A 25,135-nucleotide genomic window follows, 5' to 3' on the forward strand; every position below is an offset into this window, starting at 1 on the left:
ACGACTCGGTGCCGGCCGGCCGTGGCATCCCGACGGTGAGACGAGTGCGGGCGGGTGACCCCAGTCAACGGGGTCATCCGTCCGCATTCGACTTGGGCGCCGTAGGTCAGATCGCTGTGCAGGAGACGACGGCTCCGCTGCCCGTACCGGTGCCCTGGAATCCGAAACCGGCGGTCTGCCCGGCGGCGATCCGCCCGTTGTAGGAGGCATTGGCGAACTGAACGGTGCCGCTCGTGCCGGTGCTGACCGTGTTCCACGCGGTCGCGACCGTCGCCCCGGCGGGCAGGGTGAGGGTGACGCGCCATCCGTTGATCGCGGCGCCACCCGCGGTGACGACCACATTGGCGACGAACCCGCCGCTCCACTGGTCCTGCACCGCGTATGCCGCGGAACAGCCGGCGCCGGTGGACGGCGAAGCGGAGGGCGATCCCGACGGCGAGGGCGAGGGTGACGGGTTGTCGCCGTCGAGTGTGAGGTTCTTCTGCTGGACCTGCCACTGGCCACGGCACAGGCCGCAGTTCGGGCCGACGAACTGGGCGCCGGCCGTGGTGTCGCCCTTGAGCCGCCATTTGAGGTGGAGCACCGCCACCCGGGCGAACTCGCCGCCGTTGGTCTGGTCGTAGGTGCCGCCGTGGCCGACGTTCAGGTTGCCCATGAACGCGGGTAGTCCGGCGGGCAGCTTGCCCCAGTCGTCGACGGCGTTGGGGTAGGCGATGTCGCTGGGCCCGCCGATGAAGTAGGCGATGGGTTTGGTGAGCCGCCGCAACTGGTAGTCGTCGGCGTCGTTGAGCAGCCCGCTGCTGAAGATCATGGTGGTGGTGATGCGGGGATCACCGGAGACCGCGTAGGCCTCCAGGCCTCCGCAGGAGAATCCGGCGACGGCGACACGGGACGTCTCGATCCTGCCGAAGTACTTGCTGCCGGACCGGGAGCTCTCGGCGAATGCCCAGTCGATCGACTGGGTGAGCATCTGCGAGGTGGTGGACCCGGACCCGTTGGGTGCGCCGTTGGCGATGACGAGGAAGCCGTGCGAGGAGATCTCCCGGAGGAAGTTGATCTGGGCGGTACCGCTTGCCGCGCAGCCGCCGTTGCCCCAGACCAGCAGGGGAAGGCGCTCCGACGGGAGGGTCTGCGGGCGGTAGATGGTGTGGTTGGGCAGGCTGGATGAGGTCTCGTAGTCGGCGGGGTAGGGCCCGGAGCCGCCCACCGCGGCGTCGGCCGGGGTCGCGCCGATCGTCATGATGCCGGCGACGACCGTGGTGGCCAGGGCGGCGAGGACGGCGCCGACCGTGGTTCGTCTTCTCATTTCGTCCTCCGAGGACGGCATGTGGTCCCGCGGTGACCGGGACGGGAGGACGGCGCACCCGAAGAGGATGAAGTGATGCACGTCGATGCGCCGGGGATTTTGCAGTTACTATCACTCGGGCAACGACAAGTGTCAATCTATGGCGTCGTGGGGCCGGGCCGGGCGCCGGATGGCGCCTGGAAGTGCGTGATCCATTGCTCGGCGTCGGGCCAGTGCATCGTCGCGACCTCAATCAGGCGGGCCTGCGCCAGGGAGCCCAGCGCGGTGTGGATCTCCAGGAAGGTCTCCCTGGCCTGCTGCCGGGGCCACGGTTGGGGCAGCAGATGCTCGGGCAGATCGGGATCCCTGTCCGGGAAACGCCGCCACGCGTCCATGAGCGAAGTCCGCGCGACCAGCGCCCACGCCGGATCGACCCGCGACTCACCGACGGCGACCCGCAGGTCCGCGTACCGTTCGACGAAGTGCCGGTAGGCGGCGGCGAGCCCGGGCAGATCGTAGGCCGCCGCGGGACCGTGTGATCCCTCCTCCTCGTCGAACCGCGCCGTCATGACCGACCACCGGGCACCCGCGACGTCGTTCAGCACCGCGTCCAGCGCCTCCCGCACCGGTCGCACCGCGCAGCCCGGCCGGATCCACACGCTGTCATAGAGCCCTACCATCCGCAGCGCCGTCAGCGTCCGGCGAACCTGGTGACGGCTCATGCGGCCGGGACCCGGAATCGAGAACGACGCCATGACCCAGTCACCGGTCCACCGCGGTGGGCGGCTGCCGAACTCGAAGAACCGTCGCATGTGGGCGTGGTGCCCGGCGATCGCCTCGGCCGTGAGGTGGTAAACGGGCGTCCGGCCACCACCGCGCGCCGCGATGAGACCCCGTCCGACCAGCCGCGACAGCGCGGCACGGGCGCTGGACTCGCTGATCCCGAACTCCGCCAGGATCGCGATGACCGCCGTGGACGGCAGGCCGGCGTCCGCGGAGTCCAGATACTCGCCGAGCACGGTGGCCAGCAGATGTTGCGGGCTCGAACCGGCCTGTGACCGCGGCAGCCGGAGCCCGGCGCCTCGCTGTTCGACATCCACCGATCAAGCTTGCCTCACGATCATCACCCGCCGCGGCCCGGACTGCGAGGGCCTGCCGAAAGTTTCGGGGATCCGGATCAGCACACCGCGCCGTACTGCACGACCATGGCGAAGCGTAGCGACCGACAAGCCAAATAGGCACTGCTCAAGTGTCACTTCACGGATGAACGACACCGAATCCACGCCTGATACTTACGAGAGTTTTCCGGAAGCTCTTGTTTCAACGATGTTACCGTGTCAGCATTCAGCAATCGACGGCCATCGCTTGTTTGGCCCGTCCACTCCCCCACCGTGCACGTGGCGGCTACGACTGCCACGACGGCGGTTCCCCGGCGCGCCCGAAGGGAAGATCCCGTGGCAGACACATCCCCACTCCGCCCGGCCGGTGCCGTCCGGCGGCGCTCGTGGCGAAACCAGACCCTGATCGTGGGCCTCGTCGCCGCGGTCGCGGGCTTCAGTGCCGTGATGGTGACACCGGACGCCAACGCCGCGGCCAGCACGCTGGGCGCTGCGGCACAGCAGTCCGGCCGGTACTTCGGCACGGCCATCGCTGCGAGCCGGCTCGGTGATGCGACGTACAGCTCGATCGCCGGGCGCGAGTTCGACATGGTGACGGCCGAGAACGAGATGAAGCCGGACGCCACGCAACCCCAGCGGGGGCAGTTCACCTTCGGCTCCGGCGACCAGATCTACAACTGGGCCACCCAGCGAGGCCTGAAGGTCCGCGGCCACACCCTCGCCTGGCATGCCCAGCAGCCCGGCTGGATGCAGAGCCTCAGCGGCAGCGCCCTGCGGCAGGCGATGATCGACCACATCAACGGTGTGATGGCCCACTACCGGGGCAAACTCGCCGCCTGGGACGTCGTCAACGAGGCCTTCGCCGAGAACGGCAGCCGCCGCTCGTCGAACCTGCAGTCCACCGGCAACGACTGGATCGAGGTCGCGTTCCGCACCGCGCGGGCCGCCGACCCGTCGGTCAAGCTCTGCTACAACGACTACAACATCGAGAACTGGACCTACGCCAAGACACAGGGCGTCTACAACATGATCCGGGACTTCAAGTCCCGCGGCGTGCCGATCGACTGCGTGGGCCTGCAGACCCACTTCACCGGAGGCAGCTCCCTACCGGGCAACTTCCAGACCACACTGTCCAGCTTCGCCGCGCTCGGCGTCGACGTGGCCCTGACCGAGGTCGACGTGACCAACTCCTCGACCTCGCAGTACGCCGGTCTCACCCAGGCCTGCATCAACGTGCCCCGCTGCATCGGCATCACCGTGTGGGGCGTACGCGACAGCGACTCATGGCGGTCGAACGAGAGCCCGCTGCTGTTCGACGGCGGCGGTAACAAGAAGGCCGCCTACAACTCCGTGCTCAACGTCCTGAACGCCGCGGGGCCGGGCCCGTCCGCGCCGCCGTCGAGCAGCGGGTCTCCGTCGCCGTCGCCGTCGGTGCCGTCGGGAGACGCGAGGCGGATCCTCGGCGCCCAGTCCGGCAGGTGCGTCGACGTACCGAGCGCGTCACAGAACAACGGCACCCGGGTTCAGCTCTACGACTGCAACGGCCAGACCAACCAGCAATGGACGCTGACCGCGAGCAGGCAACTGACGGTGTACGGCAACCGGTGCCTGGACGCGGCCGGCTCCGGCAACGGTGCGGCCGTGCAGATCTACAGCTGCAACGGGCAGACCAACCAGCAGTGGAACGTCAACGAGAACGGCACCATCACCGGTGTGCAGTCCGGACGCTGCCTGGACGTCTGGGGCAGCGCCAACGGCCAGCAGATCCAGATCTACGACTGCAACGGCCAGGCCAACCAGCGATTCAGTCTGAGCTGACCGGTCACGGCGACGCGGCGTGGGGCCTCGAGACCCCGCGCCGCTTCGCCGTACCGAGGATGGCGGGTCCGTCATCGCCGGGCGGCCAGCCAGGTGCGGATCGCGGCGGCGGTGGCCTCGGCATCGGTCGTCAGCATCGAGTAATGGTCGCCGGGAACGTCGACCACCTCGTGCGGCCCGGGCCAGCGGGGCTCCCACCGCCCGTCCGGTTCGACCTCACGCATCTCCTTCGTCGGCACCGCCCGCAACTGCAGGGTCGGCACGCTCGACGGCTCCGGCTCCCAGCCGTCGAACAACCGCACGTAGGCGCCGCCGGCGATCATCACCGCGTCGGAGAAGACGCCGTCGAACATCTCCGCCGGGCGATGGCGGTCGGCGTCGACGAGCGCGAGCGCCCGCGGGTCCTCGCGACCGGCGCTGCTGTGGTGGGCGTCGGCCAGGATCACCGCCTGCGGCGCGGTGCCCTCGGCCGTCAGGTGAGCGGCGACGGCGTGGGCCACCCCACCGCCGGTGCTGTGCCCGATCAACACGAACGGCCGGTCACCGGCCAGATCCCGGACCGAGGCGGCGTGCACCCGGACCAGGGTCGCCACGCTGTCCGGGACCGGACCGGGCGGGGGCCCGAAGCCCGGGTGGGCGAGCATGTGCAGGTCGTAGTGGCCGTCGAGAGCCCGGCCGAGGCCGGTCGGCGCCGGGTCGTGCAGGGCCAGATATCCGGGCAAGAAGATCAAGACCGGTTGGGGGTACGGACGACCCGTCGCCAACTGCAGCGGATCGGGCGGGGGCGGCGCATCGTGGTCGGCGCCGAAGGTGGGGAGCCCGTACGAGGCCAGGTACCGCAAGGTCATCGCCGCGGACGGGCCCTGCTCGCGGATCACCCGGTGGTAGATGGCGGTGAACCGCTCACCGGTGCTCCGGTCCGGCGGTGCGGTCGACGCCTCGCCGTCGACGGGCTCGTCCGTACCGGCGTCCGTGACGGGATCACCCATGACGGTCCGGACGTGGTCGGTGAGCTCGGCCAGCGTCGGATGGTCGAAGGCGATCGTGGCGCTCAGGCGGACACCGGCGGCGCCGCTGAGCCGGTCGCGGAGCTGGATGGCCGCGAGTGAGTCCAGTCCGACGTCCTTGAAGTGGCGGCCCGGATCGAGTGCGGCCGTGTCCGGGAACCCGAGCAGGTCGGCGACCACCGCCCCGATCAGGTTCAGCAGCGCCGCGCGGCGCTCCTGCACCGGCAGACCGGCCAGGGTCTCGCGCCAGCTGAGCGGCTTCGCAGCCGTGGTGGCGAGCCCGGTGCCGGCGGGGGCCAGGCCGGTGAGGATGGCGGGCGCACCGGTGGGCGGGACGTCGATGGCGATCGGCACGAGCAGTGCGGCGGTGCTGCACAGCGACCGGTCGAGCAGTGCCATGCCCTGCTCGGCGGTGATCGCGCGGATGCCGCCGTCGGTCAGGGCGCGGCGGGCCGGACCGGGTGACGGACGGCCGGCCATGCCGTGGCCGTCGCTGTCCCACAAGCCCCAGGCCAGGGACTTGGCGGGCAGGCCGTGGGCGGTGCGGTGGGCGGCCAGGGCGTCGATGAAGGCGTTCGCGGCGGCGTAGTTCGCCTGTCCCGGCCGGCCGATCACCCCGGAGGCCGAGGAGTAGAGGACGAACGCGGCGAGGTCGCGGTGTCTGGTGGCCTCGTGCAGGTTCCAGGCCGCGTCTGCCTTGGGCCGGAGCACGGCGTCGATCCGGGCGGGGGTCATCGCGGTGAGGACACCGTCGTCGAGGACTCCGGCGAGGTGGAAGACACCGGTCAGGGCCGGTCCACAGGAGTCGACGAGGGCGGTGACGGCAGCGCGGTCGCCGACGTCGCAGGCGGTGACGGTGACCTGTGCGTCGAGTTCGCCGGCCCAGGCGGGTACGGCTCCGGTCCGGTTGCCCAGGACCAGATGGCGTACCCCGTACCCGGTGACCAGATGGCGGGCCAGGATCGCGCCCAGGGCGCCGGTCCCGCCGGTGATCAGGACGGTCCCGGCCGGGTCCAGTGCCGGAGGGGCGGAGTCGGCGGCGCCGGCGGGAGCCAGACGGGGTGCGTGGACGGTACCGGCCCGGACGGCGACCCGGGGCTCGGCCGAGGCGGCCGCCTGGTGCAGGGCGGCGGCGGAGGCGGGGTCGCCGCAGAGGTCGACGACGGTGAGACGGCCGGGATGTTCGGCCTGGGCGCTGCCGAGCAGCCCCCAGACCGCTGCGGCGGCCGGGTCGGGGTCGTCGCCGGTGGCCCGCTCGGTGACCACGACGAGACGGCCGGGCCGGTCGGCGGCGAGCCATTCGGTGACCCGGGCGAGGGTCCTCTCGAGCAGCGCCCGGACTCGGGCCGGCGGGTCGGCGGCGATCTCGCCGGGGCCGGCGGGTGCGGTCGCGGGGCGGGCTTCGGCAGCGTCCGGGGCCTCTGAGACGGCGTCCGGATACCCGGCGGCGGCGCCCGGGTGCTCGAAGGCGGCGCTCGGGTGCTCGAAGGCGGCGCTCGGGTGCTCGAAGGCGGCGCTCGGGTGCCCAGAGGCGGCCGGGTGCTCGAAGGCGGCGCCCGGGTGCTCGGCGGCGGCGTACCAGATCTCGTAGGGCTCGCCGTCCGGCTCGATCGATGCGGCGGGCCAGGTCACGCGGTGCAGTGATCGCTGGACGGCGGGGTCCTGGACTCCGATGGGGCGGGTCACCAGCGCGTCGATCGTGACGATCGGACGGCCGAGGTGGTCGGTCATGGTGACGCGGGTGCTGTCCGCGGTGATCGGGGACAGCACGACCCGGGCGGTGGCCGCTCCGGTGGTGTGCAGTTCCACGCCGTCGAGGGCGAACGGCACCCGTGGCCGGTCGGGTGGCTCGGCCAGCAGGCTGGCGTGCAGGGCGGCGTCGAGCAGCGCGGGGTGCACGCCGAAACGGGCGGCGTCACCGGCCACGCTGGGTGGCAGGGTCACCTCCGCGTACACGTCGGTGGGTCCTCGCCAGACCGCGGTGACCCCGCGGAACGCCGGACCGTAATGGAATCCCGCATCCGTGAGCCGGGCGTAGTCGACGGGGACCGGGCGGGCGCCGGGCGGCGGCCACGTCCCGGGAGTCCCGGGTGCCCGTCCGGTCGGGGCGGTGAGCGTGGCGCCGGCATGGCTGGTCCAACCACCCGTCGAGCCGAGGGGCCGTGACCAGATGGTCAGCCCGCGCTCGCCGGCGGCGTCCGGGGCGTCCACGACGACCTGGACATCGGTGGGGCCGGTGAGCGTCAGGGGCGTGCCCAGGGAGAGCTCGGCGATCCGGACGGCCCCCAGCCTGGTGGTCGACGCCGAGGTGGAGGGGGCCGCGGCCTGGAAGGCCAGCTCGGCCAGGGCGGCGGCCGGGACCATCGGGTCGGCGCCGATCACGTGGTCGGCCAGCCAGGGCTGGCGGCTGGTCGACAGGACTCCCGAACTGCGGGTACGGGTGCCGTCGGCGTCCGGTTGCGCGGCGGCGAGCAGGGGTGGCCGCTCGGTGCCGTCCAGCCAGTGACGCTGCCGTTGGAACGGGTAGGTGGGCAGGTCGCAGCGCCGGGCACCGCTGGCGGCGAAGACGGCGGGCCAGTCCACCGGTGCTCCGTGCACGTGCAGGGTGGCGAGGTTGTCGAGGAAGCCGGCGAGCGTGGCGGGGCCGGGGACGAACGCGTCGGCGTCGACGCAGCGCTCGGCCAGCACCGACAGCACGGCGGCCGGGCCGATCTCGACGAAGGCGGAGACGGGTACGGAGGCGAGGTCGTCCATGGCGGCGGTGAAGTGGACCGTCTCGCGAACGTGCCGTACCCAGTGGTCGGCGCCGGCCAGGTCGGCCGATCCGGCCAGCGCGCTCGCCACCGGCACCGACGGCTGATGGTAGGTGACCGATTCCGCGACGACGCGGAACTCGGCGATCATCGGGTCGAGCAGCGGTGAGTGGAACGCGTGGCTCACCCGCAGCCGGTCGTATCGGGCGTCCACTCTTTCGGCCAGGGCCGTAACGGCCTGCTCGGGCCCGGCGATGACCACCGCGTCGGGGCCGTTGACCGCGGCGATCGACACCAGGCCGCCGGCGTCGGGGAGCAGTTTCGCGACGTCGGCCTCGGGGCAGCGCACGGCGATCATCGTGCCGCCGGGCGGCAGCGCGGCCATCAGCCGGCCCCTGGCGGCGACCAGGCGGACCGCGTCGGCGAGAGTCAGCACTCCGGCGACGTGGGCGGCGGTGAGCTCTCCGATCGAGTGTCCGGCCAGCCGGTACGGGTGGACGCCGCACGCCCGGTAGAGCGCGTGCAGTGCCACCTCGAAGGCGAACAGGGCGGGCTGGGCGTAGTCGGTGCGGTGGAGCAGGTCGGCGTCCGTGCCGTCGACTACCTCCCGCAACGGCCGCGGAAGGTAGGGCGTGAACGCCGTGCAGACCTGGTCGTAGGTCTCGGCGAAGACCGGGAAGGCCGCGGCCAGTTCGCGGCCCATGCCGAGTCGTTGCGCGCCCTGGCCGGTGAACAGGAAGGCGACGCGCGGCTGCTGACGGGTCGGGATCCGGGTCACGGCCGGATGCGGCGTGCCGTCGGCCAGCGCGCGCAAGCCCGCACGGTCACCGGCTCGGACGGCTGCCCGGTGGCGCAGCGGGGCGCGGCCGGTCGCGAGCGAGAAGGCCACATCCAGCGGCGTCGGCTCGACCGTCTCCCCCACCGCGGGCGCCGCGGCAAGCTGGGCGGCCCGGGCCCGCAGGCCCGCCTCGTCGGCGGCGCCGAGCAGCCAGGGCGCGGCGGTCCACCCGGCGATCGGGGCCGGCGGTGGCCCGCCGGTGCCGGGCTCCTCGGCGGGCGGCTCCTCGATGATCACGTGGGCGTTGGTGCCGCCCAGCCCGAACGCGGACACCGCCGCACGGCGTGGACGCGGACCGGCGGGCCAGGGCCGGGCGGCGTCGAGCAGCCGTACCGCGCCGGCGGACCAGTCGACGTGCGGGGACGGGTCGCCGGCGTACAGCGATCGGGGCATCACACCGTGCCGCATCGCCTCGATCACCTTGATCACCCCCGCGATGCCGGCGGCGGACTGGGTGTGCCCGATGTTCGACTTCACCGAACCGAGCCAGACCGGTTCCGGCCGGTCCTGGCCGTAGGTGTCGACGAGCGCGTTGGCCTCGATCGGGTCGCCGATCCGGGTGCCGGTGCCGTGGCCCTCGATCAGGTCCACCTCGGACGGGCGCAGGCCGGCGTCGGCCAGGGCGAGGCGGATCAGGTCACGCTGGGCCTCGCCGTTGGGGGCGGTGAGCCCGTTGGAGGCGCCGTCGGCGTTGACCGCGGAGCCACGCAGGACCGCGAGGACCGGATGCCCGTTGCGCTCGGCGTCGTCCAGGCGCTCGAGCAGGACCATGCCGGCGCCCTCACCCCAGGCGGTGCCGTCGGCGCCGGCCGCGAACGACCGGATCCGGCCGTCGGGGGCGAGGCCGCGCTGCCGGCTGAACATGATGAACGACTGTGGCGACGCCATCACCGTCACGCCTCCGGCGAGCGCGAGACCGCACTCACCGGCCCGCAGCGCTTTGGCGGCCAGGTCCATCGCGACCAGTGACGACGAGCAGGCGGTGTCGATGGACAGGCTGGGCCCGCGCAGACCGAGGGTGTACGCGATGCGGCCGGAGGCGAGGCTGCCCGCCGAGCCGATGGCGAGGTGCGATTCGAGCTCGTGGGCATCCCGGCGGGGGCCGTAGTCGCTGGGCATGAGCCCGACGAAGACGCCGGTGTCGGTGTCGCGCAGGCCGGACGCGGGGATGCCGGCGCGTTCGAGGGCCTCCCAGGCGACTTCGAGCAGCAGCCGCTGCTGGGGATCGGTGGCCAGGGCCTCACGGGGTGAGATCCCGAAGAACGCCGGGTCGAAGTCGGCGGCGTCGTACAGGAAGGCGCCGCGCCGGGTGACGCTCGTGCCGAGCCGGTCCGGGTCGGGGTCGTGCAGGCCGTCGACGTCCCAGCCGCGGTCGGTGGGGAACTCGCCGGTGGCGTCCACCTCGCCCGCGACCAGCCGCCAGAGGTCTTCGGGGCTGCGCACGCCGCCGGGGTAGCGGCAGGCGACCGCCACGATCGCGATCGGCTCGGTCTGCGCCCGCGACTGCCTGCCGGTGGTGGTGGCGGCCCCGGCGAGGCGCGCGTCCAGCCAGGTGATCAGTGCGGCCGGGCTGGGGTGGTCCCACAGCAGGGTGGCGGGCAGCCGCAGTCCGGTGCGCCGGCTGAGCCGGTTCCAGACGGTCATCGCGCCCATCGAGGTCAGCCCCAGGTCGGCGAACGCGGTGTCCAGATCGGTCACCGGGCCGCACAGGGCGGACACCTCGGCCCGGACCAGCGCGGCCGACGAGGTGCCGGTGAACCGGTCGGTGGGGTCGGCGGCGAGCGCCGAGCGCAGCAGGTGGCGGCGGGGCTTTCCGGAGGGCGTACGCGGAATGACCGGGGTGAGGACGATCTCCTCCGGGATCTTGTGCGCCGACAGTCGCCGCGCCAGTTCCCGGAGCAGGCCGGTGGGGTCGGCCGACTCGTCGGCCGGGACGACGAAGGCCACCGGGACCTCGCCGAGCAGGGGGTGGGCGCGCGCCACCACCGCGGTGTCGCGCACACCGGGCAGGGCGAGCAGAGCGAGCTCCACCTCGACGGGGTCGACGTTGACACCACCGCGATTGATCACGTCGCTGACCCGGCCGATGACGCTGAGGTTGCCGTCGGCGTCGAACCGGCCGAGGTCGCCGGTGCGATACCAGCCGTCGGTCAGGGCATCGGGGCGCCGATGGTAGCCGAGCATCAGGTTGGGACCACGAACGTGGATCTCCCCGTCGACGAGCCGCACCTCGACGCCGGGGGCGGGCGGGCCGCTGCTGCCGGGGGCGCGGGGTCCGCCGGGTGGCTCGACGGCGATCATCCCGCACGTCTCGGTGCTGCCGTAGCAGTCGAGCAACGGCGCGCCGAGCAGCGCCTCGACGTCGGATCGCAGCGCCGGGTCGCTGGTCGCGCCGGCGGTCAGGCACAGCCGCAACGACGAGCCGTCCACCGCCCCGGCGTCGAGCAGCTGACGGTAGGTGACCGGCACACCGGCCAGCACCGTCGGCGATTCCTCGGCCAGCAGGCGGGCCACCGTGGCCGGGCCGGGTTCGGCGGTCACCCGGGCACTGGCGCCGGCCACCGTGACACCCAGAACACAGAGGGAATGGGCGAAGCTGTGTGCCGTCGGCAGTGGCCAGAGCAGGTGGTCCGTGCTGGTCAGGCCGAGCACCGGGCCGTAACAGGTGACCGCGGACCACAGGGCGGCGCGCTGGGTGGAGACAACACCCTTGACCGATCCGGTGGTGCCGGAGGTGTAGAGCATGAACGCCGGCTCGTCCAGGCCGAGATCATCCACGGGCGCGCTGTCGCCCACCGGGAAGTCGCCGGTCAGGAGCACCCGGACGGCACCGGCCACCCGGCGGACCTGGTCGGCGTGCCGGTCGTCGGTGACCAGCACGGCCGGTTCGCAGTCGGCCAGCAGCGCGGTCAGCTCGGCGTCGGTGGCGTGCGGGCTCAGCGGCACCCCGACCGCTGCGGCCCGGACCGTGGCCAGCACGACCTCCACCAGATCCACGCTGTTGCCGAGCACGAACGCGACCCGGTCACCGCGGCCGGCGCCCAGCCCGGACGCGAGCCGCGCGGTCCGGTCGGCCAGTTGTGCCCACGTGACGCGCCGGTGGTCGTCGGCGAACGCGAGCCGGTCGCCGTACCGCCGGGCGTTGTGCTGCAGGACGTGCGGGAGTGGCCGGATCATGTCCTGCTGGCCCATCGGGAGGTTCCACCTTTTCGATCACGATCCATTGTGGTCGCCATGGTGGCACACGCCTCGACGACGCCCGGGTATCAAGGCGCCCCGATATGACCGACACGAGGACGGCGTCTCCTCGTGCGCCGGCCCCTCGGGCGAGGCGTGCCGCCGATTCCGGGGACACCGGAATCGGCGGTGTGCGTCAGCCGCGTCGCTCCCAGTAGAGCCGTTCGCTGCGGTCCGGGTCGTCGACGATGCGGCAGGTGGCGTCGATCCACATCGTGGCGCGGTGCCGGCGGTCGTAGGCGGGCCATCGCGGCAGGCCGGGCGCGTTCGGGCGGCTGTCACGGGCGAAGCCGGCCCACAGGGCACTCATGTGCCGTGCGGTCGCCCGCTCGCCCGCCGGCCTTCCGGCAGCGGTGTTGGCGAACTTGAGGGGGATGTCGGAGGCGTGTGGTGAGCCGAGGGGGAAGTCGGTGCCCGGCACCAGGGTCGGGTCGGGGTAGGCGAGCTGGTACATGTAGACCGGCGCCCGGCGTTGTGCCACCTTCGCTTCGGCGATCTTGATGGCGTCGCGCCAGATCGGTGACGTGGTGATCGCGAAGTACAGCTGCGCCGGAGTGGCCCGCGGCCGTGACCGGCGGAAGGTGGCGATGATCCGGTCGAGTTCGGCACCCGGGTAGGTGGCGCTCAGACGGCTGCGCAGGCCGGCGTCGTCGATGCTGAAGACGTCCTTGGGGCCGAACAGGCTGAAGAACACGGTCTCGTCGCGGGTGGTGCCCACCATGAGCGGTTTGTCGGCCGAGAACGGTGCGACGCCGTCCGCGAACGGGTGCCGCGGGATGATCCGGCCGTCGACGAAGGCGCCGAACCCGGGCAGCACGGGATCGGGGTCTCCCCAGGGCGCCACGCCGTTCGCGGCTTCGGACACCTGGATCTCCAGCAGCCGGGCGGCCGGGATGTCGTGCAGTGCGGGGATGTCGCGGCGGGTCAGGCCGAGCAGGTGCAGGGTGCGGTCCGCGCGGGCGATGGCGCCGTCGCGGGTCGGGAACCGCAGCGGTGCGGCGCTCTCGATCGACGCCTTGTGGAACAGCCGGGCGGCCGCCGGCATGGTGTAGACGGCAGCGGTCTTGGCGCCGCCGCCGCTCTCACCCCAGACCATGATGTCGTCCGGGTCACCACCGAAGCTCTCGATGTTCTCGGCCGTCCAGCGCAGGGCCGCGAGGATGTCCTGCATGCCCTGGTTGGCGGCGTAGCCGTCGTGCGCGAAGCCGAGATACAGGTAGCCGAGCAGCCCGAGCCGATGGTTGGACTCCACCACCACGACGTCGTACAGCCGCGCCAGGTTGCCGCCGTCCTGCCCGGTCGCGGAGCCCGAGCCGATCATGTAGCCGCCGCCGTGGTTGTAGAACATCACCGGCCGGCGCCTACCGTCGGCGGCCGGGGTCCAGATGTTGAGGTAGAGGCAGTCCTCGGACGGCGCCGGCATCCGGCCGTTGCCGGCGGGGCCCATCTCGCCGCCGGCGACCTGGTAGGCCGGGTTCGGGAAGTCGACGGTGTCGCGGACGCCACGCCAGGGCTTCACTGGCTGCGGCGCCCGGAACCGGAGCTCGCCGAGCGGCGGGGTGGCATAGGGGACGCCGAGGAACTTTACGATGCCGTCCTCGCGGCGGCCACGCACCCGGCCGTACCGGGTGGCCGCCTCGTCCGTGCCCCGGCCGCGGTGGGCCTGTGCCGGTGCCGCGGCAAGGGACGTGGCAGCGACCGCCAGCGAACCGGCGAGCAGAGTCCTACGTTCCATGGACGATCAAACCTCCTTCGACAGGCGCACGGCGTGCGCCGGGACGGGATCGGAAGGGCCCGGGCCGGGGAACGCGGTCGGGGCGGTGGGCGGGAGGTCGCCGTGGACGATCGGCGACTCCGGGTCGGTGACGACGCCGGGTGACGCCGCACGCGAGCGGGTGGGGTTCACCGACGGGCTCCCTGTCGGATGATGTCGGTGAAGGCATGGGCGCTGGGTTTGGGACGACGGGTGAAGTCGTCGCCGACCGCGATCAGACCGAACTTCGGCCGGTAGCCCTCGGACCACTCGAAGTTGTCGAACGCCGACCAGTGCAGGTAGCCGCGCACGTCGGCACCCTCGGCGATGGCCTGGGCGGTGGCGGCGACATGCGCGCGCAGGTAGGTGATGCGCTCGGTGTCGTCCTCGGTGGCGATGCCGTTCTCGGTGACGTACAGCGGCAGGCCGGTCCCGGCGGCGCGGTGCAGCATCTCGCGCAGCCCGTCGGGGTGCACCGCCCAGCCCATCTGGGTGACCGGCACACCGGGTGGTGGCGGCGCGAAGTGGAACGGCGATGCCGCGTCGACCCACTGTCGGCGGTAGTACTGGACGCCGAGCCAGTCGCCGCCGTCGACGCCGGTCAGCCCGTCGAGGTACCGGTCGACGATCTCGTGGCGCATCAGCGCCGGCAGGGACCCCTCGCCGGCGAGCAGGGGCAACTGCACCGCGAGGCCGATCCGTGTGCCGCCGGCCGCGCGGATCGCGGTGACCGCGGCCAGGTGTGCGTCGAGCAGGATCGCGCCGACGCGCCGCCACAGGGCCGGGTTGGTGATGCCGGGCGGGTGATACCCCTCGAGGTATCCGTGCAGGGCGATCATCTGCGGTTCGTTGATGGTGCAGATGAACGGCATCAGGTCGCCGAGCTGCTCGGTCACGAGGGAGCAGTACCGCGTGAAACGGGAGATCGCGTCGGGGGCGAGCCAGCCGCCACGACCGGAGAGCCAGCGCGGCAGGGTGAAGTGGTGCAGGGTGACGAAGGCGGTCATGCCGGTGTCCGCGACAGCGGTCAGCACCCGCCGGTAGTGGGCGACGGCGGCCCGGCTGAACTCGCCGGGCGCCGGCTCGATCCGCGACCACTCCAGCGACAGGCGGTGGGCGGTGTGGCCCATGCCCGCCAGCAGCGCGAAGTCTTCCGCGTACCGATGGAAGTGATCTATGCCGTCGCCGGAGGACCACCGTGCGGCAGACGCGGGATGCTGCTCGAAGTCCCACCAGTCGTTGTTGGTGTTGCCGCCTTCGACCTGGTGGGCGGAGGTGGCGCTGCCCCACAGGAAGCCGTCGGGGAATCGCACGCGGGTCCTCTCGCCGGAGGGCCCGGCCTGCAGGGGGCGGAGGCCGGGCCGCTCGATCAGATGGTGCTGAAGGTGTAGGTGCCGGACGGCACCCGGTAGACCGCGAAGCCGTTCTCGTGCCGCACGAACGAAGCGCGGCGCGGGGTGCCGGCCACCCGGCCGCCGAGGGTGGGCACGTGGACGGTGGCGGTGGTGTTCGGCGGGATCGTGACGGTCAGCCGCAGCCGGTCGCCGTCGCGTCTCCACTCCGAGCGGGCGGTGCCCTGCGGCGTGAGGTAGTGGCCCTTGACGAACGTCAGGTCACCGACCACCTTCGGCTGGACGACCAGCTCCCGGTAGGCGGTGGTGCCGGCGGCGGCCCGGATGCCGGCCAGCCCGGCGTGGAACCACTCCTCGATCTGGGCGAGGATCATGTGGTTCTTCGAGTCGCCCCGGTTCCACCGCTCCCCCATGGTCGTCATGCCGCCCGGGTTGGCGACCGTCGGCGCCATGAAGTAGCCGTACCCGGGCTGCTCGTCGGACTGGATGAGGTTCCACAGCACGTCGTCACGGCCGCCGGCGGACAGCGCCCGCACGATGGGAGCCATCCCGATGGTGCCGCCGAGGAAGTGGCCCCCGCCGGTAAGTGCCACCAGCGCGTCGAGGACCGCCTGCCGCTCGGGCTCCGGCACCAGACCGGCGTCGAGGGCCAGGGCCTGCGCGGTCTGGGAGACGGCGCCGTTGTCCGCGTAGAGCCGCCGGACCGGATCCCAGAAGGTGTTGTGGAACGCGGTCCTGATGTCGGCCGCGAGCGCGGTGTACTTCGCGGCGTCGGCGGGCGGCGCGAGTCTCGCCAGCTCGCTGATCATCTCGTGGTAACCCCAGGTGCCGGTGATCTTCCCGGAGACCGGTTCGGCCGACACCCAGTCGGCCAGGGCCGCGTCGACGATGTGCCCGACCGCCTTCTGCCGGGCGATGTAGTCGGCGAACGCCACCATCCGCGGGTAGTACCGCTCGGCAGTGGCAACGTCGCCGTAGAGCTGCCGTAGGAAACCGGGCACCAGGGTGATGGCGTTGCCCCAGTTGATCTCGTCGCCGAAGCGCCCGGTGTAGCCCCAGTCGTAGACCGGGGTCTTGAGCGCCACGTTGCCGGCCATCGGCGTGTCCGCGACCGACTGTCCCTCGACCAGGTGCCGCTCGTGGGTGCGCAGGTAGGCGCCGAGGTCGAAGTTGCGGTGGATCGACCCCATCGGCATGGTGTAGTCGGCCGGATAGGACAGCTTCTCCCGGCCCGGGCAGTCGGTGAAGACACTCATCATGTTGCCGGCGAACGAGTACCAGGCCATCTTGTGGAGCCGGTTGACCCGCGCGTTCGACGTGGTCACCGCGCCGGCGAGCGGGGTGTCGGCCTGCACCCGCAGCCCGGTGACCGTCTCCCTCGTCGGGACGTACGACGACGGCAGGCCACTGACCTGCACCCACTGCATGCCGAAGTAGTTGAAGTCCGGCCGCCACGTCTCGTGCCGCAGCCCGGCGGTGGTGTACGTGTTGAACAGGTCGACACCCCGGCTGCCACCGCCGCCGCGCAGCGACGCCTGATCGACGGTCCCGTCGGCCGCCAGCGACTCGGCCGGCGACACCCGGATCGTGGTGCCCGCCGGGAGGCCGGTGACGTGCAGTTGCGGGAACCCGACGATGTTCTGCCCGAAATCGAACACCCACGTGCCCGGGACCGGGTTGGTGATCGCGACCGGCGTGAACCGGTCGGCGATCCGGATCGGCGGCGCGGTCCGGCCGACCAGTCTCGTCGCCAGGTTCGGCGGCGGGACGATCCCGGCGGCGATCCAGCCGGTCACGGAGCCGTCACGCCGCAGCGCGGCGGCCGACAGATCCGAGCCGGGCCGGTCCCATCCGGGCTGCTCACGGCGCGCATCGTGGTCGGAGCCCGAATACCAGGCGTCGGTGACCAGCGGCCCGAGCGCGGTGCGCCACTCCCGGTCGCTGACGATCACGGTTTCCGGCCCATGGGTGTACGACACCTCGAGTCGCGCGATCAGCCGGGGCGTGACGGCGGCGCCCGCGCTGGCGTCACTGGCCGCGATGTTGTTGCCGGAGCCGGTGACCGTGGCGTCGGCCGGGTGCGGCTTGGACAACCCCGGTGTGAACGTGATGCCGTCCGCGCCGATCGCGGTGATCACCCGCGATTCCAGGTTGTCGCCGCCACCACCGGTGTCGACGTTGATGGTGCCGCCGACGTGATAGCCGGTGACGCTGCTGACCGTGACCGTGGTGGCCCCGGCCTCGACACCGCCGACCAGGGTGCCGTTGCCCTTGAGCTGCGACTGCCACCACGAGTAGGGCGAGGTCCGCCCGACAGCCGGGTTGGTGACGCTGCGCCTGACGTAGGCGGGGCCGTTGCCCAGCCGTACCCCCAGGGTGTTCGCGCCCTTGCGCACCTGCCCCGTGATGTCGTAGACGCGGTACTCGCTGGAGAGCTGGTAGTTGGAGTAGCCGGGCGCGAGCACCTCGTCGGTGACCTGACGCCCGTTGAGCGTGGCCAGGTGCATGCCGACGCCGGACAGGTGGAGCCGGGCCCGGGTCACCCTGCGCCGCGGATCGACGGTGAACTGCCGGGCGAAGATCGGCATCGGCTGGCTCTCGGCGCGTCCCGGATACTCGATCCAGCGCGCCGGGCCCCAGTCGTCCAGGCCCGTCTCGAAGGTGGACGGCGCACTCCAGTCGGTGGCCCGCCGGCCGGCGTCCCAGGCTCGCACCTGCCAGCTCACCCGCTGCTCGGCGGTGAGCGGCGGCCCGTCGTAGCGGACCCCGGACTGGACCGCCGAGTGCATCCTGCCGGAGTCCCACAGCACCCGGTCGCGGCCGGTGTCACGGACCCGGATCTGGTAGGCGGTCTGCCGGTCCGCGGCCGTCGACCGGGTCTCGGCGAATCGCCAGCTCAGCACGGGTCTCACGGTGTCCAGGCCGAGCGGCTGGTCGGGACGGCCGTCGACACGCAGTCCGGTGACCCGCACCTCGGGGCTCCCACCGGCCTCGGCCGGCCCGGCGACCAGCAGGGTCGACGCGGGCACCGCCACCGACAACCCCAGCGCGGTACGCCGCCTCACGATCCGGCCTTGTAGTCGGTGTCCATGTCCTTCAGGACCTCGTCGGCGCTCGCCTGGTTGCTGAAGACCTCCTGCAGGCCGCTGAGCATGGTCTGCTGCACCTTCGCGTTCGGCCACAGCTGGTCCATGAACGGCACCGTCCGGTTGCCCTCGACGAACGAGGTGAGCTCGGCCAGACCGGGGTCGACGGTGGTGCCGGCGCCCGGCAGGGTCGGCAGGCTGCCCTGCGCCTCGTTGAACGTCTTCATGCCCTCCGGGCTCATCACGAACGTGACGAACTTGAGTGCCAGGTCCTTGTTCTTCGCCTTCGCGTTCACGCCGTACCCGGCACCGGCCGCGGCGGGCATGACGAACGACGCCGCGTCGTCGGTGGCCGGCAGCGCCTTCATGGTGAACCTGCCGGACGGGTTCTTCTGCTTGAGCAGCCCGATGATCCAGTTGCCCTGGATGATGCCGAGTGTCTTACCGGTCGCCGCGAGCGTCTGGCTGGCCTCGTAGCTGGTGCCCAGCGGGTCCTTCTGGAAGCAGCCCGCGCTGTTCATCTCCTGGTACTTCGCCATCGCGGTGGTCCACGGCGAGCCCGCGAAGGTGGCCTGACCGGCGGCCATCTTGGCGTCGAAGTCCTTGTCGCCGCTGTAGACGGTCGACGCGACCAGGGCGTACAGGGCGATCTGGGTGACCCAGTTGTCCTGGATGCCGAGGGCGAAGGCGGGGGTGCCCTTGCCGGCGGCGGCCTTGCAGAACGCGATCAGGTCGGTCCACGTGCCCGGCGCGGTCAGCCCGGCCTTGCTCAGCGCCTCGTCGTTGTAGACCGCGCCGATCCCGTTGAGCCCGAAGACGGCGTTGTAGGTCTTGCCCTCGTACTGGGCGACCTTCTTGAACGCGTCCGGCAGCTGACCGGCCCACGGCTGGTCGGACAGGTCCAGCAGGTAGCCGGGCTTGGCGATGACGTAGGTGGCGCCGGGGTTGCCGTTGCCGGGCCACACGGTCATCACGTCGGGGGCGGTGCCGGAGGCGAGCTGGGTACGGATCTGCTGCTGGTACTGGTCGGCGCCGCTGGTCGTCAGGTTGACGGTGATGCCGGGGTTGGCGGCCTTGAACGCCTCGACGACCTTCTCGATCGAGCCCTGGTCGACCGAGGCGATGGTGAGGGTCTTGTTGTCGCCGGAGCTGCCGGAGCTGGAGTTGGTGCCGCTGGAGCAGCCGACGAGAAGGGACGCTGCCGCGACCGCGGCGAGGATTTTCTTCATGACCTTCTCCTGAGGATGGAGACGACTCAGACGGGGGTGGTGAAGGTGTATCGGCCGGACGTCAGCCGCACGGTGAGCCCGGCGGAGGACGGCTCGGCCCGCAGAACCCCGGGCGTTCCGGCAGCGTGCACGCTGCCGGGGTCGCTGGTGGGGATCAGAAGGATGGCGGTGCTTCCCGGCGGCACCGTGGCGGTCACGGTGAGCCGGTCGTCGTCGATGGACCAGCCGCAGGTGACCAGACCGCGGGCGGTCTCCTGCTCGGCGTGCGCCCGGGTGAGCCGGCCGGTCGGATCAGGGGTGGGGCGCAGCAGCAGTTCGCGGTAGGCCACCGAGCCGGCGGTCTGGTCGATCCCGGCGACACGCCCGTAGAGGAAGTCGCCGACGCTGCCGAGGCTGTAGTGGTTGAAGGAGTTCATCGCGGCGGACTGGAAGCCGCCGTGTTCGGTCCAGCCGTCCCAGCGCTCCCAGATCGTGGTGGCGCCGTGCCGGATCGAGTAGCCCCACGACGGGAATTGGTCCTGGTGCAGCAGGGCGTAGGCCAGATCGGCGCGGCCGTGCTCGGCGAGCACCGGGCACAGCAGGGACACGCCGACGAATCCGGTGGTCAGCCGGTTGCCGCGACTCTCGAGGTCGGCGGCCAGGCGATCCACGGCCGGGGGTACGAGGTCGGGCGGCAGCAGCTCGAAGGCGAGAGCCAGCAGGTACGCCGTCTGTGTCCCGCCCTTGACGCTGCCGTCGTCGGCGACGAACGCGTCGGCGAAGGCGTCCCTGATCGCCGCGTGCAACCGCCGGTACCGCGCTGACGGACGGCCCAGCACGTCGGCGGCGTCGGCGACGATCCGGGCGCTGTGCGCGAAGTAGGCGGTGGCCAGCACGTCGCGGGGTGTCTCGGCGTCGACCTGCAGCCAGTCGCCGTAGGAGTTGCCGGTTCGGTGCTCCCACAGCAGGTTCGGGTTGTGCCGGTGGACGTGGTCGACCCAGCGGGCCATCGCGTCGAAGCTGCGTTCCAGCACCCGCCGGTCGCCGTAGGTGCGCCACAGCAGCCAGGGGATGATGACGCCGGCGTCGCCCCAGGCCGGCGCGCCCTCCCGGTCCAGCACGATGATCGGGGCGATGTCACGGAACGCGCCGTCGTCGTCCTGGCCGTCCACCACGTCGCGCATCCAGCGGGCGAAGAACGCGGACACGTCGGCGTTGCGGGTGGCGGTCGGCGCGAACACCTGGGCGTCGGCCAGCCAGCCGAGCCGCTCGTCGCGTTGCGGGCAGTCGGTCGGGACGGCCACGAAGTTGCCGCGCTGCCCCCAGGCGATGTTGGCGTGCAGCCGGTCGATCATCGGGTCGTCGCAGTCGAACCGGCCGGTCCACCGGGTGTCGCTGTGCAGGACCCGGGCGGTCACGTCGCCGGGCGCCGGCGTGTACCCGCTGACCTCGGCGTACCGGAAGCCGTGGACGGTGAATCGCGGCTCGAACACCTCGACCGGGTGGCCGGCGCAGACGTAGGTGTCGGTGGCGGCGGCCCGGCGCAGGTTGTCCAGGTAAAGGTCGCCGTCGGCGGTGAGGACCTCGGCGTGGCGCAGCACGATCCGCTGACCCGGGCGGGCGTCGCGGATGGTCAGGCGCATCCGGCCGACCAGGTTCTGCCCGAAGTCGACGATGCCGTTCTCGACCGTGACCGCCGGCAGCTCGGCCACCACCCGGATGGGGTCGTCCGGTTCGGCGACCAGCGGGCCGATCTCGGTGTCCAGGACCGCGACCGGACGGGGACCGGACAACTCGCGGCGGCCGTCGGTGAACTGGCCCATCATCAGGTCGGCCGACCGGATCGGGCCGTCGTGCTCGGTCCAGCCGTCACCGGTGGCGACGATCCGCTGGGAGCCGTCGGCGAAGTCGCAGACCAGCTGGGTGAGCAACCCGGGTGCGTCGCCGTAGTGACGGGCCGGGCGGCGCGGGTCGAAGCCGACGTAACCGCTCCACCACCCGTCGGCGACGGTCGCCGCGAGGGTGTTGTGGCCGGCCCGGACCAGATCGGTGACGTCGTAGGTCTGGTACTGCAGGCGGTGGTGGTACTCGGTCCAGCCCGGCGCCAGCTCCCGGTCACCGGCGCGTTCGCCGTTGAGCTGGGGCTCGTAGACGCCGCGGGCGGTGGCGTACAACCGCGCCCGGATCGGCTGAGCCGGCAGGTGGAACTCGTGCCGCAGATGCAGTGCCGCTTCGGCCGGGCCGGGCGAGACCAGGTCGTCGTCGGTCGGCGGGTCGACCGGCGGCAGAGCGACCGGGTCACGGCCGATCCACACCGCCGTCCAATCCTCGCGGTGCAACAGGCCCGTCTCGAACCAGGTCTCGGCGGCGGTGGCCGTACCCTCCTCGTCGAAGACCTCGACGCGCCACCGGTAGCGGGTCGCCGACCGCAACTCCTCGCCCTCCCAGGCGATGAGGATCGTGTCGGCGCTCTCGCGCCGCCCGGTGTCCCAGACTGTCGCGCCGTCGGCGGTGGCGATGATGCGGTAGGCGCTCTGCGCCGCACCGTGCCGATCGGAGCGCAGTCTCCAGGACAGCCGGGGCGACCGTTCGCCGAGGCCGAGGGGTTCGGTGCGCTGTTCGGTCTGCAAGCCGTAGGGGTTCACCCTTTCAGCCCTCCCGCGAATCCGTTGATGATGCTGCGCTGCAGGGACAGGTAGACCGCGAGGACCGGGACGATGCTGATCAGCAGCGCGGCGAAGATGAGGTTCCAGTCCGAGACGAACTGGCCGACGAATCCGGCGACCGCGACCGGCATGGTCTGCTGATCGCTGCCGGACAGGTAGAGCAGTGGGGTGAAGAAGTCGTTCCAGACGCTGACGGTGTTGAGCACCAGCGCGGTGACGGTGATCGGCTTGAGCATCGGCAGGATGACGTAGCGGAAGGCGGTCAGCGGCCCGCAGCCGTCGATGGTGGCGGCCTCCTCGAAGTCGCGGGGCAGCGCCCGGAGGAAGCCGACGTAGAGGAAGGTGGTGAACGGGACCTGCAGGCCGGCGTAGAACAGCACCAGCGACCAGACCGAGCCGAGCAGCCCCAGGTCGCGGATGGTCTGGTAGAGCGGTAGCGCGGCGAGCTGGAACGGCAGGATCAGCCCCAGCATGATCAGCAGGAAGGCGCCGCGCGACCAGTGGGCGGTGGAGCGGGCCAGCGGGTAGGCCGCCAGCGACGACACCACCAACACGATCAGGACGCTGACCGTGGTGACCAGCACGCTGTTGATCAGGGCGCCGCCGAGGCCGCCCTCACGCCACGCCTCGGTGAAGTTGTCCAGCGTCGGGCTCTGGGTGAGCGCGATCGGCGACGACGTGTCGCTCGGCGCCCGGAAGGCCAGATTGACCAGCACGTAGACCGGGAAGGCGAAGACCACCGCAACCGCGATCATCACGGCTTCCAGCAGGAACGTGCGTTTTGTGTAGCGGTTCACGATGCCGCCTTCTCGTTGCGGTTCAGGACCGTGTACTGGCCGGCGGAGATGACCGCGACGATGGCGGTGAGCACCACGGCGAGGGCGATGCTGTAGCCGAACTCGCCGAGCGTGAACGCGTCCTTATAGATCAACGTGGAGATGGTGTCGGTGGCGTGCCCCGGGCCGCCGCCGGTCATCCCGTAGACCTGGTCGAACAGCTTGAGCCCGCCGATGATCGACAGCATCACGTTGATCGTGATGGCCGGCGCGAGCAGTGGCCGGGTCACCGACCAGAAGCGGCGGACCGGGCCGCTGCCGTCGATCGCGGCAGCTTCGTAGATCTCCTTGGGGATCGACTGGAGGCCGGCGATGAAGATGACCATCGAGTAGCCGGCGTACTGCCAGACCACGACCATCACGATCATCCACAGCGCGAGGTCCGGGTCGCCCAGCCAGTTCCGGCCCTCTATGCCGAAGACTCCGAGCAGGCTGTTCACCGCGCCGTCCGGGCTCAGCAGGTTACGCCACAGGTACGCGGTGACGATCTGCGCGACGACGGCCGGGGCGAACAGCAGCACCCGCAGGAAGTTGCGGCTCTTGATCGCGGTGTTGACGCCGAGCGCCAGGAGCAGGCCGAGACCGTTCTGCAGCACGGTGATCGCGACCGCAACCAGCAGGGTGTGCCAGATGGCCTGCAACGCGTCCGGGTCGTCGGTCATGGCCCGGAAGTTGTCCAGGCCGATGAACGCGAAGCTCGGGTCGAGGCCGTCCCAGTCGGTGAAGGCGTAGTAGACGCCCCGTGCGCTCGGGACGAGCACGACGAAGGCGAACAGCAGCAGTGCCGGGACGGTGAACCACCAGGGCGGCGCGGCATGGGCCCGGCGGCGTGGCTGTCGTAGATCGGTTGTCACGGGAAACCCACCTTGCTGAATCGTTTCATAAACAGGTGGAACAACCGCGGCGCCAGCGCCGCGTGGCGGCGGCCCGCGGGGCGCCGGAGTGATATGGGCAACGTTTTCCAAATGTTTCGCCGACCTTACGAGCGCGTGCCGAACAGCGTCAAGAGGTAGACGGCCCTCAAATCACCGCCACCCGCTTCCACGACCGGCGAGATCATCTCTATGGTGGGTAACGTTTTACAGAGCAGGGAGTGCACATGCCCCACCAGCCGCCCACCGCCCGACGGGTGACGATCGTGGACGTCGCCCGGCACGCGGGCGTGTCGACGACCGCGGTGTCCAAGGTCCTGCGCAACGCCTACGGCGCCAGCCCGCAGATGCACAGCCGGGTCCACGCCGCCGTCGACGAACTCGGCTACCGGCCCTCCGCCACCGCCCGGGCCCTGCGCGGTCGCACCTGGACCATCGGCGTGATGCTGCCCGACATCCGCAACCCGTTCTTCGCCGACATCCTCGACGGCGTCACCGAACACCTCGACCACACCGAATACCAGCTGTTCATGACCTCCGGCTGCGACGACGTCACCAGCGAGGCCCACGTCACCGAAGCCATGATCGACCGCAGCATGGACGGCCTGATCCTGATCGCGCCGGTCTCACCGCCGGCACACCTGGAACGCGTCGGACGGGCCGTACCGACCGTGGTCATCGGCCGGCACAGCCGATCGGCACGATTCGACACCGTCAACGACGACGACTTCACCGGCGCCGGACTCATGGTCGACCACCTCGCCGGACTCGGCCACCGGCGCATCGCGCACATCGAACACCACGAGACCGACCTGATCCGGCTCGCCGAGATGCCCAACGCGCTCCGCGCCGACGGCTACCGCCACGCCATGCGCCGGCACGGCCTCGGCGAGCACATCGACATCGTCTCCACCAGCTACACCCGCGACGGCGGTCACCGCGGCGCCCGGCTCCTGCTCGAACGCGAGAACCCGCCCACCGCGATCTTCGCCGGCGCCGACGTCGTCGCCCTCGGCGTCCTCGAAGCGCTCACCGAAGCCGGGCTGTCCGTGCCCGGCGACATCTCCGTCACCGGATACGACGACATCACCCTGGCCGGATTCCGCGCCGTCTCCCTGACCACCGTCGACCAGGCCGGACACCGCATCGGCACGACCGCGGCCCGGCTGCTGCTGGACCGCATCGCCGAGCCCGGCCGCCCGGCCGCACAGGTCGAGCTCACTCCCACCCAGGTCGTACGGGCCACCACCGGCCCACCACGCTGATCAGTACGCTTTGCCCAGCCCCACACGACAGAGGAGACCAG

At 71.6% G+C, this 25,135-nt stretch carries 13 protein-coding genes; 2 read left to right on the forward strand and 11 right to left on the reverse strand.

Going from position 1 to position 25,135, the window contains the following annotated elements; translation table 11 throughout:
• Nucleotides 1-106: 106 nt before the first annotated feature.
• Nucleotides 107-1,306, reverse strand: a complete 1,200-nt coding sequence (locus tag ACQPZW_RS26275) for a cellulose binding domain-containing protein (RefSeq protein ID WP_433788681.1) — start codon at nt 1,304-1,306, stop codon at nt 107-109.
• 137 nt (nt 1,307-1,443) lie between these two features.
• Complete coding sequence (locus ACQPZW_RS26280) at nt 1,444-2,385, reverse strand: PaaX family transcriptional regulator (RefSeq protein WP_433788682.1); 942 nt, start codon at nt 2,383-2,385, stop codon at nt 1,444-1,446.
• A 354-nt stretch (nt 2,386-2,739) separates the two neighbouring features.
• Between ACQPZW_RS26280 and ACQPZW_RS26285 the strand changes: the two genes are divergently transcribed.
• Nucleotides 2,740-4,221, forward strand: coding sequence for an endo-1,4-beta-xylanase (locus tag ACQPZW_RS26285; protein ID WP_433788683.1), 1,482 nt, complete (start codon nt 2,740-2,742; stop codon nt 4,219-4,221).
• Nucleotides 4,222-4,292: 71 nt separating this feature from the next.
• Here ACQPZW_RS26285 and ACQPZW_RS26290 read toward each other — a convergent pair whose 3' ends face one another.
• The 9 genes from ACQPZW_RS26290 to ACQPZW_RS26330 all read right to left on the reverse strand — a co-directional run bounded on the left by ACQPZW_RS26290 (nt 4,293) and on the right by ACQPZW_RS26330 (nt 23,811).
• The gene (locus ACQPZW_RS26290; protein ID WP_433788684.1) at nt 4,293-12,011 is read right to left on the reverse strand and encodes a type I polyketide synthase; all 7,719 of its coding nucleotides are present in this window, start codon (nt 12,009-12,011) and stop codon (nt 4,293-4,295) included.
• A 181-nt stretch (nt 12,012-12,192) separates the two neighbouring features.
• Entirely contained in the window at nt 12,193-13,791 is a 1,599-nt protein-coding gene (locus tag ACQPZW_RS26295; RefSeq protein WP_433788685.1) for a carboxylesterase/lipase family protein, read from the reverse strand.
• Between the two features lie 6 nt (nt 13,792-13,797).
• Nucleotides 13,798-13,962 (reverse strand): hypothetical protein, encoded by a 165-nt coding sequence (locus ACQPZW_RS26300; RefSeq protein ID WP_433788686.1) that lies wholly within the window; start codon nt 13,960-13,962, stop codon nt 13,798-13,800.
• The gene (locus tag ACQPZW_RS26305; RefSeq protein WP_433788687.1) at nt 13,959-15,122 is read right to left on the reverse strand and encodes a glycoside hydrolase family 1 protein; all 1,164 of its coding nucleotides are present in this window, start codon (nt 15,120-15,122) and stop codon (nt 13,959-13,961) included. Before ACQPZW_RS26305 ends, ACQPZW_RS26300 begins: the two co-directional genes overlap by 4 nt.
• A 56-nt stretch (nt 15,123-15,178) precedes the next feature.
• Nucleotides 15,179-18,226, reverse strand: a complete 3,048-nt coding sequence (locus ACQPZW_RS26310; RefSeq protein ID WP_433788688.1) for a family 78 glycoside hydrolase catalytic domain — start codon at nt 18,224-18,226, stop codon at nt 15,179-15,181.
• On the reverse strand, nt 18,223-19,476 hold the full coding sequence (locus ACQPZW_RS26315; protein ID WP_433788689.1) for an ABC transporter substrate-binding protein: 1,254 nt from the start codon (nt 19,474-19,476) through the stop codon (nt 18,223-18,225). The genes ACQPZW_RS26310 and ACQPZW_RS26315 overlap by 4 nt, the downstream gene beginning before the upstream one ends.
• 26 nt (nt 19,477-19,502) lie before the next feature.
• Nucleotides 19,503-22,100: a family 78 glycoside hydrolase catalytic domain gene (locus tag ACQPZW_RS26320; RefSeq protein WP_433788690.1), complete on the reverse strand. Its 2,598-nt coding sequence runs from the start codon at nt 22,098-22,100 to the stop codon at nt 19,503-19,505.
• Entirely contained in the window at nt 22,097-22,918 is an 822-nt protein-coding gene (locus ACQPZW_RS26325; RefSeq protein ID WP_433788691.1) for a carbohydrate ABC transporter permease, read from the reverse strand. Before ACQPZW_RS26325 ends, ACQPZW_RS26320 begins: the two co-directional genes overlap by 4 nt.
• Nucleotides 22,915-23,811: a carbohydrate ABC transporter permease gene (locus ACQPZW_RS26330; protein WP_433788692.1), complete on the reverse strand. Its 897-nt coding sequence runs from the start codon at nt 23,809-23,811 to the stop codon at nt 22,915-22,917. Before ACQPZW_RS26330 ends, ACQPZW_RS26325 begins: the two co-directional genes overlap by 4 nt.
• A 245-nt stretch (nt 23,812-24,056) precedes the next feature.
• Here ACQPZW_RS26330 and ACQPZW_RS26335 point away from each other — a divergent pair, with 245 nt between their 5' ends.
• Nucleotides 24,057-25,094 (forward strand): LacI family DNA-binding transcriptional regulator, encoded by a 1,038-nt coding sequence (locus tag ACQPZW_RS26335; RefSeq protein ID WP_433788693.1) that lies wholly within the window; start codon nt 24,057-24,059, stop codon nt 25,092-25,094.
• The last annotated feature ends 41 nt before the right edge of the window (nt 25,095-25,135 follow it).

It is taken from the genome of Actinoplanes sp. CA-252034 (genome assembly GCF_050956125.1).
Classification (GTDB): domain Bacteria; phylum Actinomycetota; class Actinomycetes; order Mycobacteriales; family Micromonosporaceae; genus Actinoplanes.

Coding starts and splice junctions, on each gene's coding strand:
- ACQPZW_RS26275 (WP_433788681.1), bottom strand. CDS start 1,306: ATGAGAAGACGAACCACGGTCGGCGCCGTCCTCGCCGCCCTGGCCACC.
- ACQPZW_RS26290 (WP_433788684.1), bottom strand. CDS start 12,011: ATGGGCCAGCAGGACATGATCCGGCCACTCCCGCACGTCCTGCAGCAC.
- ACQPZW_RS26295 (WP_433788685.1), bottom strand. CDS start 13,791: ATGGAACGTAGGACTCTGCTCGCCGGTTCGCTGGCGGTCGCTGCCACG.
- ACQPZW_RS26315 (WP_433788689.1), bottom strand. CDS start 19,476: ATGAAGAAAATCCTCGCCGCGGTCGCGGCAGCGTCCCTTCTCGTCGGC.
- ACQPZW_RS26335 (WP_433788693.1), top strand. CDS start 24,057: ATGCCCCACCAGCCGCCCACCGCCCGACGGGTGACGATCGTGGACGTC.